The sequence below is a fragment of the Bacteroides acidifaciens genome, assembly GCF_024623065.1.
Taxonomy (GTDB): domain Bacteria; phylum Bacteroidota; class Bacteroidia; order Bacteroidales; family Bacteroidaceae; genus Bacteroides; species Bacteroides acidifaciens.
The window spans coordinates 1-14,969 of record NZ_JANJZR010000054.1 but is presented as its reverse complement, the minus strand read 5'-3'; the positions used below and the strand labels follow the sequence as shown (position 1 = coordinate 14,969).

General features: G+C 45.1%; 11 protein-coding genes and 1 riboswitch. Of the genes, 4 read left to right on the top strand and 7 right to left on the bottom strand.

The window, feature by feature from the left end:
• The 4 genes from NSB03_RS14295 to NSB03_RS14280 form a co-directional block, all read right to left on the bottom strand.
• Positions 1-1,653: an NAD(P)/FAD-dependent oxidoreductase gene (locus tag NSB03_RS14295; RefSeq protein WP_257466457.1), complete on the bottom strand. Its 1,653-nt coding sequence runs from the start codon at positions 1,651-1,653 to the stop codon at positions 1-3.
• 42 nt (positions 1,654-1,695) lie between these two features.
• Positions 1,696-2,070: a GxxExxY protein gene (locus NSB03_RS14290; protein ID WP_024987842.1), complete on the bottom strand. Its 375-nt coding sequence runs from the start codon at positions 2,068-2,070 to the stop codon at positions 1,696-1,698.
• 58 nt (positions 2,071-2,128) lie between these two features.
• Positions 2,129-3,496 carry a DNA repair protein RadA gene (gene radA / locus NSB03_RS14285; RefSeq protein ID WP_024987843.1) on the bottom strand — a complete coding sequence of 456 codons (1,368 nt, stop codon included), beginning with the start codon at positions 3,494-3,496 and terminating at the stop codon, positions 2,129-2,131.
• A gap of 86 nt (positions 3,497-3,582) precedes the next feature.
• Positions 3,583-4,620: an asparaginase gene (locus tag NSB03_RS14280; protein WP_121766735.1), complete on the bottom strand. Its 1,038-nt coding sequence runs from the start codon at positions 4,618-4,620 to the stop codon at positions 3,583-3,585.
• 399 nt (positions 4,621-5,019) lie between these two features.
• Between NSB03_RS14280 and thrA the strand changes: the two genes are divergently transcribed.
• The 3 genes from thrA (at position 5,020) to thrC (ending at position 10,089) form a co-directional block, all read left to right on the top strand.
• Positions 5,020-7,455: a bifunctional aspartate kinase/homoserine dehydrogenase I gene (gene thrA, locus NSB03_RS14275; RefSeq protein WP_024987844.1), complete on the top strand. Its 2,436-nt coding sequence runs from the start codon at positions 5,020-5,022 to the stop codon at positions 7,453-7,455.
• A 6-nt stretch (positions 7,456-7,461) separates the two neighbouring features.
• Positions 7,462-8,670 carry a cofactor-independent phosphoglycerate mutase gene (locus tag NSB03_RS14270; protein WP_024987845.1) on the top strand — a complete coding sequence of 403 codons (1,209 nt, stop codon included), beginning with the start codon at positions 7,462-7,464 and terminating at the stop codon, positions 8,668-8,670.
• 117 nt (positions 8,671-8,787) lie between these two features.
• Positions 8,788-10,089: a threonine synthase gene (gene thrC, locus NSB03_RS14265; protein ID WP_024987846.1), complete on the top strand. Its 1,302-nt coding sequence runs from the start codon at positions 8,788-8,790 to the stop codon at positions 10,087-10,089.
• 128 nt (positions 10,090-10,217) lie between these two features.
• On the opposite strand, the gene NSB03_RS14260 is transcribed toward thrC, so the two are convergent.
• From NSB03_RS14260 to NSB03_RS14250, 3 genes are read right to left on the bottom strand one after another with little or no spacing between them, the layout of a single operon-like run.
• Positions 10,218-10,844, bottom strand: coding sequence for a thiamine diphosphokinase (locus tag NSB03_RS14260; RefSeq protein WP_024987847.1), 627 nt, complete (start codon positions 10,842-10,844; stop codon positions 10,218-10,220).
• Entirely contained in the window at positions 10,841-11,455 is a 615-nt protein-coding gene (gene pnuC / locus NSB03_RS14255; protein WP_024987848.1) for a nicotinamide riboside transporter PnuC, read from the bottom strand. Before pnuC ends, NSB03_RS14260 begins: the two co-directional genes overlap by 4 nt.
• A 13-nt stretch (positions 11,456-11,468) precedes the next feature.
• Complete coding sequence (locus NSB03_RS14250) at positions 11,469-13,754, bottom strand: TonB-dependent receptor (RefSeq protein WP_257466456.1); 2,286 nt, start codon at positions 13,752-13,754, stop codon at positions 11,469-11,471.
• Positions 13,755-13,851: riboswitch (TPP riboswitch) on the bottom strand.
• Positions 13,852-13,981: 130 nt separating this feature from the next.
• On the opposite strand from NSB03_RS14250, the gene NSB03_RS14245 reads away from it, so the two are divergent.
• On the top strand, positions 13,982-14,887 hold the full coding sequence (locus NSB03_RS14245) for a mechanosensitive ion channel family protein (RefSeq protein WP_257466455.1): 906 nt from the start codon (positions 13,982-13,984) through the stop codon (positions 14,885-14,887).
• The last annotated feature ends 82 nt before the right edge of the window (positions 14,888-14,969 follow it).

Below are 14,969 nucleotides of genomic sequence, written 5' to 3'. Positions count from 1 at the left end.
TCAACGGTTGATATACTGTGCTGCCGCTTCCGCACATCGCTCGCCGTCCACTCCGGCAGAAACGATTCCTCCGGCGTAGCCTGCGCCCTCCCCGCAAGGGAATAGTCCGCGGACAGTCACATGTTGCAACGTCTCCTTGTCGCGTACGATGCGGACGGGAGAAGAAGTGCGTGTTTCCACCCCAATCATCACCGCTTCATTGGTGAGGAAACCCTGACTGCTGCGTCCGAATTGCTGGAAACCGTGAGATAACCTCCGGCTGATGAACTCCGGCATCCAAAAGTGAAGCGGTGAAGCAATCAGTCCCGGTGCGTATGACGATTCGGGTAAGTCATAACTTAGTTTCTTATGGGTGAAATCCAGCATGCGTTGTGCAGGAGCCGTCTGCCTTCTGCCGCCTTGCAACCAACACTGACGTTCCAATTCTTCCTGAAAATGAAGGACGGGAAGAAGTTGGGTATTGAGTATGGAGAGTTGGGAATTGCTCAGAGATGGATTAAGTGCTAACAACTGCTCGGTTTGGTGCGTAGTCAACTCTCCGTTCTCCGCTTTCCGCTCTGCGCTTGTCAAATCTTCCGGTTGTATCTCCACCACCATTCCCGAGTTGCTCCAACGCGAGCCGCGATTGGAAGGAGACATACCGTTTACTACCACTTGCTCCGGTCCGCTGGCGGCAGGGACGATGAAACCGCCGGGACACATGCAGAAACTGTACACTCCTCTGCCTTCAACTTGCGTGACGAAGCTATATTCTGCGGCAGGCAGATACTTGCCTCGTCCTTCCTTATTATGATATTGTATCTGATCGATCAACATAGCCGGATGCTCCAGACGGACTCCGACTGCAATGCCTTTCGCTTCAATCGCCACATTGTTTGCCGCCAGCCAACGATATACATCTCTTGCCGAATGTCCGGTTGCCAGTATCACAGGACCGAGAAAAGTTTTTCCTGTATTTGTTTCGATGCCTTTGACTTCCTCATTCTCGATAATCAATGCTTCCATTCGTGTTTGGAAATGCACTTCACCGCCACACTTGATGATGGTATTCCGCATATTCTCAATGACACGCGGCAACTTGTCTGTCCCGATATGCGGATGAGCGTCTACTAATATTGCCGTAGAGGCCCCATGCTGGCAGAATACATTCAAGATTTTATCTATGTTCCCTCTCTTTTTGCTCCGGGTATAGAGTTTTCCGTCCGAATAGGCTCCTGCACCTCCTTCGCCAAAACTGTAATTCGATTCCGGGTCAACCGCGTGTTCCCTGCTGATTTGCGCCAAATCCTTTTTCCGCTCGCGCACGTCTTTTCCGCGTTCTACGATAATCGGGCGCAAACCAAGTTCGATAAGACGTAGGGCTGCAAATAGTCCGCCGGGACCTGCGCCCACAACAATCACTTGCGGCTTTCCCTCTACCTTATTATATATAGTATGTTCGTATTCGTCATCCTTAGGCATTTCACGGATATAAGCCCGTACTTTCAGATTGACAAAGATAGTCCGCTGCCGTGCATCGATGCTCCGTTTCAAGATTCGGGTAGCAGTGATGTCACGCAGGTTCAAACCTTTTTCTTTAGAAAGATACTCCTTTAGTTTCTGTTCGTTTGCTGCGATTTCGGGAAGGATTCGGAGTTGGTATTCTTGTATCATATTTTTTCACCACAGAGGACACAGAGGTCACAGAGTTTAATTTTATAGAATGAAACGTTTAATTCCTTGTTTTAAATGAGGTACATTGAAATTTAGTAATAATCCATATTTCAGGTTACTAAGTTTCATGTACGTTAGTAATTGTGCAGAATGTACAGGTTGTAGTGCTTCAACACTTTTCAGTTCTATAATGAGCTGATTGTCTATCAACAAATCTATTCTGTAATCTGTATCTAATTGAATTCCTTTATAGATTATGGGTAGTTTCTTTTGTCTTTCCACATTTATATTATTTTCTTTTAATTCGTAAAACAAACAGCTCTCATACGTACTTTCAAGTAAACCTGCTCCCAATTGGGTATGTACTTCAAAAGCCAATCCTAAAACTTTATTTGTTAAGACATTAATGTCCTGTATCATTACTTATTATTTAGTTCATTATTCCTCTGTGTCCTCAGTGTCCTCTGTGGTGAATCTATCCGAATAGAGCTCTGAACGCTTCTTCCACCTTTCTCACCGGAACTAACTCAATCTTCAGTTTCTTGGTGTCAATCCCTTGTAAATTATACTTCGGCAACAGAAAACGTTTGAATCCTAATTTCTCGGCTTCACCGATACGTTGCTCTATTCTGTTCACTGGTCGAATCTCTCCCGACAGTCCGATTTCTCCCGCCATGCAAACTTCCGGTTCAATGGCTGCGTCCATATTGGACGAAAGGATAGCGCTGATAACCGGCAAGTCGATAGCCGGGTCATTTACCTTCAGTCCTCCGGCAATATTCAGAAACACATCTTTTTGCGCCAGTTTGAATCCGACACGTTTTTCGAGTACAGCCAGCAGCATATTCATTCTTCTCAAATCGAAACCGGTTGCCGAACGCTGCGGATTTCCATAAACAGCAGAGCTGACCAAAGCCTGTGTCTCAATCAGGAACGGGCGTATTCCTTCAATGGCAGAAGCGATGGCTACTCCGCTCATTCCCTCATGGTCCTGACTCAGCAATAGCTCCGATGGATTGCTTACCTGACGCAACCCGTCCTGACGCATTTCATAAATACCTAGCTCTGCCGTACTGCCGAAACGATTCTTGATACTGCGCAGAATACGATACATATAATGCTGATCGCCTTCAAATTGAAGGACGGTATCTACGATATGTTCCAATACTTTAGGCCCTGCAATGCTTCCTTCCTTATTAATATGTCCGATCAGCAACACAGGCGTATGCGTTTCTTTCGCGAAACGAAGAATAGATGCCGAACACTCTCTGACTTGTGCAATGCTTCCGGGAGACGATTCGATACTCTCAGTTGAAATAGTCTGTATAGAGTCAATGATCACTAAATCGGGATTTGTATTCTTGATATGCACATAAATCTGTTCGAGCGAAGTCTCACAAACAATCAGGCAATCGCTGGAAACACCGGAAAGGCGGTCGGCGCGAAGTTTCAGTTGGCGCGCGCTTTCTTCACCGGACACATAAAGAATCTTCTTTTCCGGCATGTGCAGTACGGTCTGCATGACGAGTGTGGATTTGCCGATTCCCGGCTCGCCGCCTATCAGGACAAGAGAACCCGGCACAAGTCCGCCACCCAACACACGGTTCAACTCATCATCGTGCATATTGATGCGTGGCTCGTCGTCCACTTCAATATCGCTAAGTGCCAGTGGTTTGGGTTTCTGTGTTTCAATGCCCGACACCGGCCGGCGGTTGGTCGGTTCTTTCCGTACGATTTCCTCAACATACGTATTCCATTCTCCACACGACGGACATTTACCCACCCATTTCGGTGAATCCTGTCCGCAATTACTGCATACATATACGGTTTTCTCTTTTGCCATCGAAATTCCTTTCTTCTTGTAGGGTACAAAAATAGGGATAATTTATTAGAAATAAGTTATTCCTGCCTAATAGAAATAGATGACCCCTATAGAGTTATCTCTCCCGCCATCGAACGGTTCATCCGGTCGCGCACTTCATCCGGTGTATATCCATGTCCTAACAGGAACATTAATTTAGTGACAGCCGATTCTGTCGTACTGTCATAACCGGAGACAACGCCCGCCTGCAATAACTGGTATCCCGTTTCGTAACGTTCCATCTCTACCGTCCCCGCGTTGCATTGTGTCACGTTGACAATCACGATACCACGTGCGCTAGCCTGGCAAAGCCGACGGATAAACCATTCTTTCCGGGGAGCGTTGCCCGAACCGTACGTTTCGAGCACGACAGCCTTGAGTCCGTCAATCTCCAGAATGGCGGCAATCACATTTTCCTGGATGCCTGGGAAGAGTTTCAGTACCACAACATTGGTATCTAGCAGATAATGAGGCTTCAATTCCCGCTCTTTATCATTTACGTGAATCTGTACATTATTATATTTAATATGAATCCCCGCTTCTGCCAACACCGGATAATTGAAAGACTGGAACGCATTGAAGTTCTCGGCATTCATTTTCGTCGTGCGGTTTCCCCGCATCAGATGGTTTTCAAAGAAGATACATACTTCCGGTACGAGCGCTTTCCCTTCCTTATTTTGTGCGACGGCAATCTCGATGCTGGTCATCAGGTTTTCCTTTCCGTCTGTGCGGAGTACACCTATGGGAAGTTGTGAACCTGTGAGGATAACAGGTTTGTCTAACCCTTCCAGCATAAAACTAAGTGCAGATGCAGTGTACGCCATCGTATCCGTGCCATGCAAGATGACAAATCCCTGATAACGGTCGTAGTTCTCGTGAATAATGGAAACAAGTTTCCGCCACATATCCGGTTCCATGTCCGAAGAGTCCATAGGCGGGTCGAACTGATACGTATCAATCGGGAAGCTGAATTTTTGCAATTCGGGGACGTGCTTCTGGAGTTGCTCGAAATCGAAACTCTCCAATGCGCCTGTCACGGTGTTCTCAATCATTCCAATTGTTCCACCGGTATATATTAGCAATACGGAAGTTTTTGGCTGGTTCATAGGCTGATTTCTGCGTTTGTTTTCGCAAATATAATAATATAAATGGTATATTAATAGCAAAATGTCATAAAAGTAAAGGGAAAACACAAGGCGGAAAGAATGAGGAATATTCTTTTTATCAGAAAAAAACGGGAAAAAGTGATAGATTGAACGTTTTTATTATTACTTTTGCGACACTTATCAAAAACAAGAGTAGAAACAGGACTATGATGATGAAGTACTATCCACATACAGTCACATCGATGTGTACCATGACCCTTAGGGGTTGATGGATAGTTTTGTGTATCTACGTGATTCACGCTTGTATAAACAGGCAAAATTCAAATTCAATTTTATTCGTAAACAACCAATCGTTCTGTAAAACTATACACAGGGCATTGCATTTAAATAAGCATCTTCATGAAAGTAATGAAATTCGGCGGAACGTCCGTAGGTTCCGTGAACAGCATTTTAAGCGTAAAGAGAATCGTAGAGTCGGCAAGTGAGCCGGTAATTGTAGTTGTTTCCGCATTGGGGGGCATCACTGACAAATTGATAAACACATCGAAGATGGCGGCAGTGGGAGATTCGGCCTATGAAGGCGAGTTCCGCGAAATCGTTTACCGTCATATGGAAATGATTAAGGAAGTGATTCCTGCCGGAGAAAAACAAACCTCGTTGCAACGTCAGATTGGCGAACTGCTGAACGAGTTGAAAGACATTTTCCAGGGAATCTATCTGATTAAAGACCTTTCACCGAAGACATCGGATACAATTGTCAGCTATGGAGAACGTCTTTCGTCCATTATCGTTGCCGAACTGATTGAAGGGGCACAATGGTTCGATTCGCGCACTTTTATCAAGACTGAAAAGAAACATAATAAACATACACTGGATGCGGAACTGACCCATAAGTTAGTGAAAGAGGCTTTCAAATCCGTTCCGAAAGTGGCGTTAGTGCCCGGATTCATTTCTTCTGATAAAATCTCAGGTGATGTGACGAACCTCGGTCGTGGTGGCTCAGACTATACGGCATCCATCATTGCTGCAGCGCTTGATGCTAACAGCCTGGAAATATGGACGGACGTGGACGGCTTCATGACGGCTGACCCGCGTGTCATCTCAACGGCTTATACGATTGCCGAACTGACTTACGTGGAAGCAACCGAACTTTGTAACTTTGGTGCGAAAGTAGTTTATCCGCCGACTATTTATCCGGTATGCCACAAGAATATACCTATTATAATAAAGAATACATTCAATCCGGACGGAGTAGGAACTATTATCAAACAGGAAGTTTCCAATCCGCATTGCAAAGCCATTAAAGGTATTTCTTCCATCAACGATACGAGCCTGATTACTGTTCAAGGACTCGGTATGGTGGGTGTAATTGGTGTCAACTACCGTATCTTCAAGGCACTGGCAAAGAACGGAATCAGTGTATTTCTCGTATCCCAGGCTTCATCGGAAAACAGTACTTCCATCGGTGTGCGTAATGCCGATGCCGACCTGGCTTGCGAAGTGCTGAACGAAGAATTTGCCAAAGAAATAGAGATGGGCGAGATTTCTCCGATTCTCGCGGAAAGCGATTTGGCTACTGTTGCTATTGTAGGCGAGAATATGAAACATACACCGGGCATCGCAGGTAAGCTATTCGGTACGTTGGGACGCAATGGTATCAACGTAATCGCTTGTGCACAAGGTGCTTCGGAAACCAACATCTCTTTTGTTGTCGATTCCAAATCCTTACGCAAGTCACTGAACGTCATCCATGACTCTTTCTTCTTGTCCGAATACCAGGTATTGAACCTCTTTATCTGCGGTATCGGTACGGTAGGTGGCAGTCTCGTAGAACAGATTCGTTGCCAACAGCAGAAACTTATGATGGAAAACGGATTGAAACTCCATGTGGTAGGTGTCATTGATGCTGCCAAGGCAATGTTCAGCCGTGAAGGTTTCGACCTTTCTAATTTCCGTCAGGAACTGTTGGAGAAAGGAAAAGAAAGTAACCTGCAAACCATTCGCGACGAGATTATCGGAATGAACATCTTTAACTCCGTCTTTGTAGACTGTACCGCCAGCGCTGACATTGCATCGCTTTACAAAGATTTCCTGCAACACAATATCTCTGTGGTAGCAGCCAACAAGATTGCCGCTTCTTCTGCTTACGAAAACTATCGCGAACTGAAAACAATTGCCCGCCAACGTGGCGTGAAATATCTGTTCGAAACAAACGTAGGTGCAGGTCTTCCGATTATCAATACAATCAACGACCTGATTCATAGCGGCGATAAGATTCTGAAGATTGAAGCAGTGCTTTCAGGCACACTGAACTATATCTTTAATAAAATCAGTGCCGATATTCCTTTCAGCCGTACCATCAAAATGGCACAGGAAGAACGCTACTCCGAACCGGATCCGCGTATCGACCTGAGCGGAAAAGACGTCATCCGTAAACTGGTTATCCTGGCACGTGAAGCCGGATACCGCATCGAACAGGAAGACGTAGAAAAGAACCTCTTTGTTCCGAACGATTTCTTCGAAGGTTCTCTGGAAGATTTCTGGAAACGTGTTCCAAGTCTCGACGCAGACTTTGAAGCTCGCCGTCAGGTATTGGAGAAAGAAAATAAACACTGGCGTTTCGTAGCCAAACTGGAGAACGGAAAAGCCTCTGTCGGCTTACAGGAAGTAGGCGCCAACCACCCGTTCTACGGCTTGGAAGGCAGCAACAACATTATCCTGCTTACTACAGAACGTTATAAAGAATATCCGATGATGATTCAGGGATACGGCGCCGGCGCCGGAGTAACGGCTGCCGGAGTATTTGCCGACATCATGAGCATCGCAAACGTTTAAAGCCTTATGAAGCATATCATCATATTGGGAGACGGAATGGCCGACTGGCCAGTGAAGTCATTAGGGGACAAGACGCTCCTGCAATATGCAAAGACGCCATATATGGATCAGTTGGCCCGTATGGGACGTAACGGCCGCCTGATTACCGTGGCAGAAGGTTTCCATCCAGGTAGTGAAGTAGCCAACATGTCTGTGTTGGGATATAATCTTCCGAAAGTGTACGAAGGCCGTGGTCCGCTCGAAGCTGCCAGTATCGGCGTGGATCTGAAACCGGGCGAGATGGCAATGCGTTGTAACCTGATTTGTGTGGAAGGAGAGATTCTGAAGAATCACTCCTCCGGGCATATATCTACGGAAGAAGCGGACGTATTGATTCAATACTTGCAAGAGAAACTGGGCAACGACCGCGTGCGTTTTCATACGGGAGTCCAGTACCGCCACCTGTTGGTTATCAAAGGGGGAAACAAGGAACTGGACTGTACTCCACCGCACGATGTGCCTTTGAAGCCTTTCCGTCCGCTAATGGTGAAACCATTGGTCCCGGAAGCACAAGAAACGGCTGACCTGATTAACGACCTGATTCTAAAATCACAGGAACTGTTGAAGAATCATCCGTTGAACTTGAAACGTATAGCTGAAGGTAAAGACCCCGCCAATAGTATTTGGCCCTGGAGCCCCGGTTATCGTCCGCAGATGACTACTTTCTCCGAAACTTTCCCGCAAGTGAAAAAAGGTGCGGTGATTTCGGCAGTCGATCTGATAAACGGAATCGGTTACTATGCAGGCTTACGCCGCATCGCAGTAGAAGGAGCCACCGGACTTTATAATACGAATTATGAAAACAAAGTAGCCGCCGCTTTGGAAGCCTTAAAGACAGACGACTTTGTTTATCTGCATATCGAAGCCAGTGATGAGGCAGGACACGAAGGAGACATCGACTTGAAACTCCTGACTATCGAGAATCTCGATAAACGTGCCGTAGGACCTATCTATGAAGCAGTGAAAGATTGGGATGAACCGGTAGCAATAGCCGTATTGCCTGACCATCCTACTCCCTGCGAACTTCGTACGCATACTGCCGACCCTATCCCGTTTCTTATCTGGTATCCGGGAATTGAGCCGGACGAGGTGCAAACTTACGACGAAGTATCTGCCTGCAATGGTAGTTATGGTGTGTTGAAAGAAGACGAGTTCATTAAAGAATTTATGAAATAATGTTCACTACAGATTACACAGATTTGAAATGAAAAGAGACTTTTGTATTATGTAATAATAGAGAAAATATCTGTGTAAATCTGTGTAATCTGTAGTGAGCACTAAAAATATCATCCCATGAAATATTATAGTACGAATAAACAAGCGCCTAATGCCTCACTGCAAGAAGCGGTGGTGAAAGGACTTGCTGCCGATAAAGGGCTGTTTATGCCTATGTCCATCAAACCGCTTCCACAAGATTTTTACGATTCGATTGAAAGCTTGTCCTTCCAGGAGATTGCTTATCGTGTAGCCGATGCTTTCTTCGGTGAGGACGTTCCTGCCGATACTCTGAAACAGATTGTATATGATACCTTAAGTTTCGATGTACCTTTGGTGAAAGTAGCGGAGAATATCTACTCACTCGAACTTTTCCACGGACCGACACTAGCCTTCAAAGATGTGGGCGGTCGTTTCATGGCGCGTCTGCTGGGATACTTTATTAAGAAGGAAGGTCAGAAGAATGTAAATGTACTGGTAGCCACTTCCGGTGATACGGGAAGTGCTGTGGCTAACGGTTTTCTGGGTGTGGACGGTATTCATGTATATGTGCTTTATCCGAAAGGAAAAGTCAGCGAAATACAGGAAAAGCAATTCACCACACTGGGACAGAACATCACCGCCCTCGAAGTGGACGGAACGTTTGATGATTGCCAGGCATTGGTAAAAGCTGCTTTCATGGATAAGGAGCTGAATGAACATCTATCATTGACTTCTGCCAATTCCATCAATGTAGCCCGTTTCCTGCCGCAAGCATTCTATTATTTCTATGCTTACGCCCAGTTGAAGCGCGCCGGAAAAGCTGACAATGCAGTAATCTGTGTGCCTAGCGGAAACTTCGGAAATATCACTGCCGGTCTGTTCGGTAAGAAAATGGGATTGCCTGTGAAACGTTTTATTGCTGCCAATAACCGCAACGATATTTTCTATCAATACCTGCAAACAGGCGAATACAACCCGCGTCCGTCTATTGCAACCATCGCTAACGCCATGGATGTAGGCGACCCGAGCAACTTTGCCCGTGTACTCGATTTGTATAAAGGTTCTCATGCTGCTATCTCCGCCGAGATTTCGGGAACTACCTATACCGACGAACAAATCCGTGAAACTGTGAAAGAGACTTGGAAAGAACACCATTATCTGCTCGACCCTCATGGGGCATGTGGCTATCGTGCATTGGCAGAAGGTTTACAACCGGGCGAAACAGGTGTATTCCTCGAAACAGCCCATCCTGCCAAGTTCCTCGAAACGGTAGAAAGTATCATTGGTGAAACGGTGGAAATACCTGCCAAATTGCAGGAATTTATGAAAGGCGAGAAGAAGAGCCTTCAAATGACAAAAGACTTTGCGGACTTCAAGAAGTATCTGCTGACGCTTTAATTTTCTTCTTAGGAATGAGTTTGTGCCACCGTGTTGGCACGGTTGTGCCATTGAGGTGTCACGGCTGTGCCAACACGGTGGCACAGTTGTGACAATGGCTTGGTACAAGTCTGCCGTTTAAATGTAGTTTACACAAAAGCTAGGAATATCAAATACTCTCCTGTACAATGAATGGTAAACTCATCGGCTATTGCTTCGTTAAGCGTACCCTGCCACCAATTAGTGAAGTCACTGAGCGGATAAACCAATCCTTCCTCCTTTAATCCTTTTGCTCCGAAATTGATAATCGAAATCTGTTGTCCGGGATGGGACTCGAATGTCTGTGTACCGTTCACAGACATAAATACACCGTAGTCCGTAATTGTCCTTATTTCCATGCCCTCTTTCATATAGTCAATCAGCAGGCTGATATTTCCCAGCGTATGGTCTTCCCGTTTGCCGGTAGCTCCGACAATGGCAATCTTGCGGAATCCTTTCTCTTGCAGAAAGAGAACAGCTTTGGTTTGGTCGTTCGTTTCCTGGTCGGCTATCTGGTGTACGATAGAAGAGAAACGTTCTTTATATTCTGGTGAAAGAGAATCACCGTCACCGATAATCACGTCCGGTGTATGTCCACGAGAGATATATTCATTGGCTGCACCGTCACAACAAGCTACGAATTTAGCTTCTTTCAATATTCGCAAGGGAAGAGTGTGAGTAGGATATTCACCGTTAGCCAATATCACGGCTTCGGGCGTATAGTCTTCGTTTATCATTGTTGTATGCTCATTAATTTTTTCCATTTGAAGTAGCCAAAGATAGCTATAATGGAGTAAAGTCCGTATAAAGCAGAGGTAAAATAAAGGTCTTTATAAATATACAGTCCGCAACAAACGATGTCTACAAGTATCCAGGCAAACCATTGTTCGATATATTTGCGTGCCAGCATCCACATGCCGACAATGCTCAGTGCCGTGGTGAAGCTATCCAGCCATGGTACATTGCTGTCCGTGTATTCAATGAGTATCCAGGCAATACCGATAAAGGCAACGATGAATATCAGCAGAAGTGGAAGATAGCATTTCCACGGTGTATGCACGATAGGGAGTGCTTTCGGTTTATCATCGCCTGTTTCAGCATTGGCAGATTGAGTCTGCTTCCCTTTTCGTTGCCCCCACATCCAAAAGAACCAGCCATAAACGGCGGCTATCAGATAGTAGATATTGATGCCGAAGTCAGCGTATAATCCTGCTTTATAATATACGAAGATATAGATAGCAGGCATGATAATCCCCGCTATCCAAAGATAGATACTTGCCCGATATTCCAACCAAAGGTAGACTAAACCGACAATCGTACCGAATATTTCAAGAAAATTCATTTCCATCATTCAAACCTGTTTAGAAACGGAAAGTAATATGTGTCAATATATTGGTGCCTGCCATCGGATAGAAGCGTGGGTCGTGCTTTGTCACATAAGGTTTTGTCTTGTCTCCGTTTTCGTAAAGGGCGACACTTTGCGAGTATCCGTTCGTTTCATATTTTGTATCGAACAAGTTGTAAACGGTAGCTCCTATGGTAATTCCTTTTGTATGACGGGTCTTGAAAGAGTACGACGCACTGAGATGGCTGACAAAATAGGCATCTAGCGAGTTTTCTTTTGTACCGAAGTTATCGAGATATTGGCGGCTGACATATTGAGATTGAAGGGAAATTTCCAATCCGTTGCTGCCGAGGGTAATCAGGCTGTTTCCGATAAAAGAAGGAGAGAAAGAGATAGGAGAGTTCCCCCTTTTAATAGCTGTCTGTGTCCATAAGTTATCAACGATTTCTCCATTCACCAGACTTTCATCATATACGTAACCCATATAATCTTTAATGCGGTTTTTACTCCATGTTCCGTTGATGTCCCAACGCAACCAGTCGTTGAATTTTGCGCCGAACGCCAACTCAATTCCCATTCGGTAACTGTCCTTCACGTTTTCCGCCATGGCTTCGCCTATATCATTGGTTTTCCCGTTTAATACTAATTGGTCGGTATAGTTCATATAATATAAGTTGACACCTGCCGTAACCCATTCGTTACGATAGGTATATCCTAATTCATAATCCAGCAACTTTTCCGCTTTGGGATATTTGTCGAACATTCCGTCCGTATAGTTATTACGGGTAGGTTCCTTTTGTGCCACAGAAAAAGACGCATAGGCACTGTGGTTGGGATTGATTTGCCAGAAAAGTCCGGCTTTCGGATTGAAGAAACTGAAGTTCTCCTTGACATCTAGCCGTTGCAAGCGTTCGGGAGTTGCGGTGAAGTCCCATTTATCATTGTCTCCATCAATCGTATAATGGATATAACGGTATTGCAGGTCGGCATAAGCGCTTAACCCGCCGATTAGCTGATAATTGGCTTTCAGATAAATGTTACCATCCGTCTTTCCACCAGTATTGCGATAATATTCATGTTCAGGGTCGAGCTGTTCAGTGTAGTTTTTCACCCATATCACTTTTCCATAGTGGTCGTTACTGTATCGGTTCAGGCCACCGCCGAAAGAAGCGTTTAGCTTCTCATTCTGATAATTCAGTGAGAAGATGCCGCCGCCGAAGTTGCTATCCACTAACTTTTGGCGGACAAGATTCGTTTTCTTCTGCGGCTCACTATTGCCCGGGAGATAGAAAGGCTTCAATCCATATTCTTCCAAGCTGCGTCCGTTTTTGTATTCCTGATAATAGCCGAAACCATTGGTATAATGGAAAGCAATATTCAGGTTCCATGCCGGAGAGAAAATGTGATTAAGCAAAAGTTGATAGTGCGTTTGGCGGTAATTATCCATTTGGTCATCATAGAAACCGATGGGATTTCCTTTTCCTATATTGTCATCGAGGATGATTCCGTTCGGGTTGTATGTCCGGTCATTTTCCAACTGTTCTTTACTGATACCATCCCAGGCATGATAAGTCTTTTCTTTTCCACCGAAAGTGATAAACTTAATCGTCGTATTCTCACCGAAATATCCGCCTTGTACGAAATATGATTTCAAGTCCGATGAGGCACGGTCGCGATAACCGTCACTCTGAATATTCGAGAGGCGTGCATCGAATGCCCAGTATTTATTAATCAGGCCGGTTCCTACCTTTACCGTTTCCTTATGCGTATTGAATGAACCGTAAGAGCCTGAAACTTCCGCGTAAGGCTTGGAAGAGATACTCTGGGTGCGCATATTGATGCTGGCGCCGAATGCTCCCGAACCGTTGGTAGACGTTCCGGCACCCCGTTGAATCTGTATATCTTCCAGAGAAGAAGCGAAGTCGGGAGTGTTCACCCAAAAGATGGCGTGGCTTTCGGAGTCGTTCATCGGGATACCGTTGGCGGTGACATTGATGCGGGTAGCATCAGTACCACGTACACGGATGGTGGTATATCCTACGCCTGCTCCCGCGTCCGAGGTGGTCAATACGGAAGGGGTGGTAGATAAAAGGAAAGGAATGTCCTGTCCGAAGTTCTGTTTACTAATTTGTTCTTTTTTAACGTTGGTGAATGCCACCGGAGTTTTTGCCGTGGCACGGGTGGATACTACCTGCACTTCCTGCAGGTTTACGACTTTCACGCTATCCTTTGCACTCGTCTGTGCATGAACAGTGATGCCTGCGCCTAATAAGGCGATGGCCATCAATCCAATTTTCTTCATCTTGCTTATTAATTAGTTCTCTACGCCGGCATTACCCGGTTCAGATTCTATGGGTATGTTCTCAGCCCGTCATGTTAAGGCACCCCTACCAGTGAATCGGTTGCAAAAATACGGCTTTTGCAGGAGTAAAACAAAAAAAACTTTTAGATTTGCTAAAAACAATATAACTTTGTAATTTGTTGAAATAGAGAAACTACGATTTGTTCATTTTAATATATTTCTAAATTATGCTACTATTACTTCAGGCAACACAGGCGGCGGATTCCGTGCAAGTGGCCGCAGATAAATTGATTGTCCAAACCATAGCTAATGCTGAAGGCTTGGACAAACTCTCGTTAATAACCAAACAATTGGTCGACTTCGGTATCCGTGCCGGAGAACGTATCTTGATAGCGGTAATCGTCTTTATCATAGGACGTTTCCTTATTTCAATGCTTAACAAATTTATCAGACGTCTTCTGGATAGACGGAAAGTAGATATAAGTATTAAGACCTTTATCAAAAGTCTTGTAAATATAACATTGACTATTCTGTTAATCATTTCAGTTGTCGGTGCGCTGGGTGTCGAAACTACTTCCTTTGCGGCTCTGTTGGCATCTGCCGGTGTGGCTGTCGGTATGGCGCTGTCCGGTAATTTGCAGAATTTTGCCGGTGGACTGATAGTGTTGCTGTTCAAACCTTACAAAGTAGGTGACTGGATTGAAAGCCAGGGCGTTTCGGGGACAGTGAAGGAAATTCAGATCTTCCATACTATTCTGGCTACGGGAGACAATAAAGTGATTTATATTCCGAATGGCGCAATGAGTAGCGGAGTAGTGACCAACTATAACACGCAGACTACTCGCCGTGTGGAATGGATTGTCGGCATCGACTACGGAGAAGATTATAATAAGGTAGAGCAGATTGTCCGTGACATATTGGCGGCTGATTCACGTATCCTAAACGAGCCTGCTCCGTTTATTGCTCTTCATGCGCTGGATGCCAGCAGTGTGAATGTGGTAGCTCGTGTATGGGTGAACAATGGAGATTATTGGGGAGTATATTTCGATATTAATAAGGCTATTTATGAAACCTTTAATGAGAAAGGTATCAATTTCCCATTCCCGCAACTTACGGTACATCAAGGGAACTGATTATTGTAAGAGCCTGTTTAAATTTTCCTGAGATTATGTTAGATAGGCTTTACCGACCAGTTTTTATTCGTCACATAGTCTC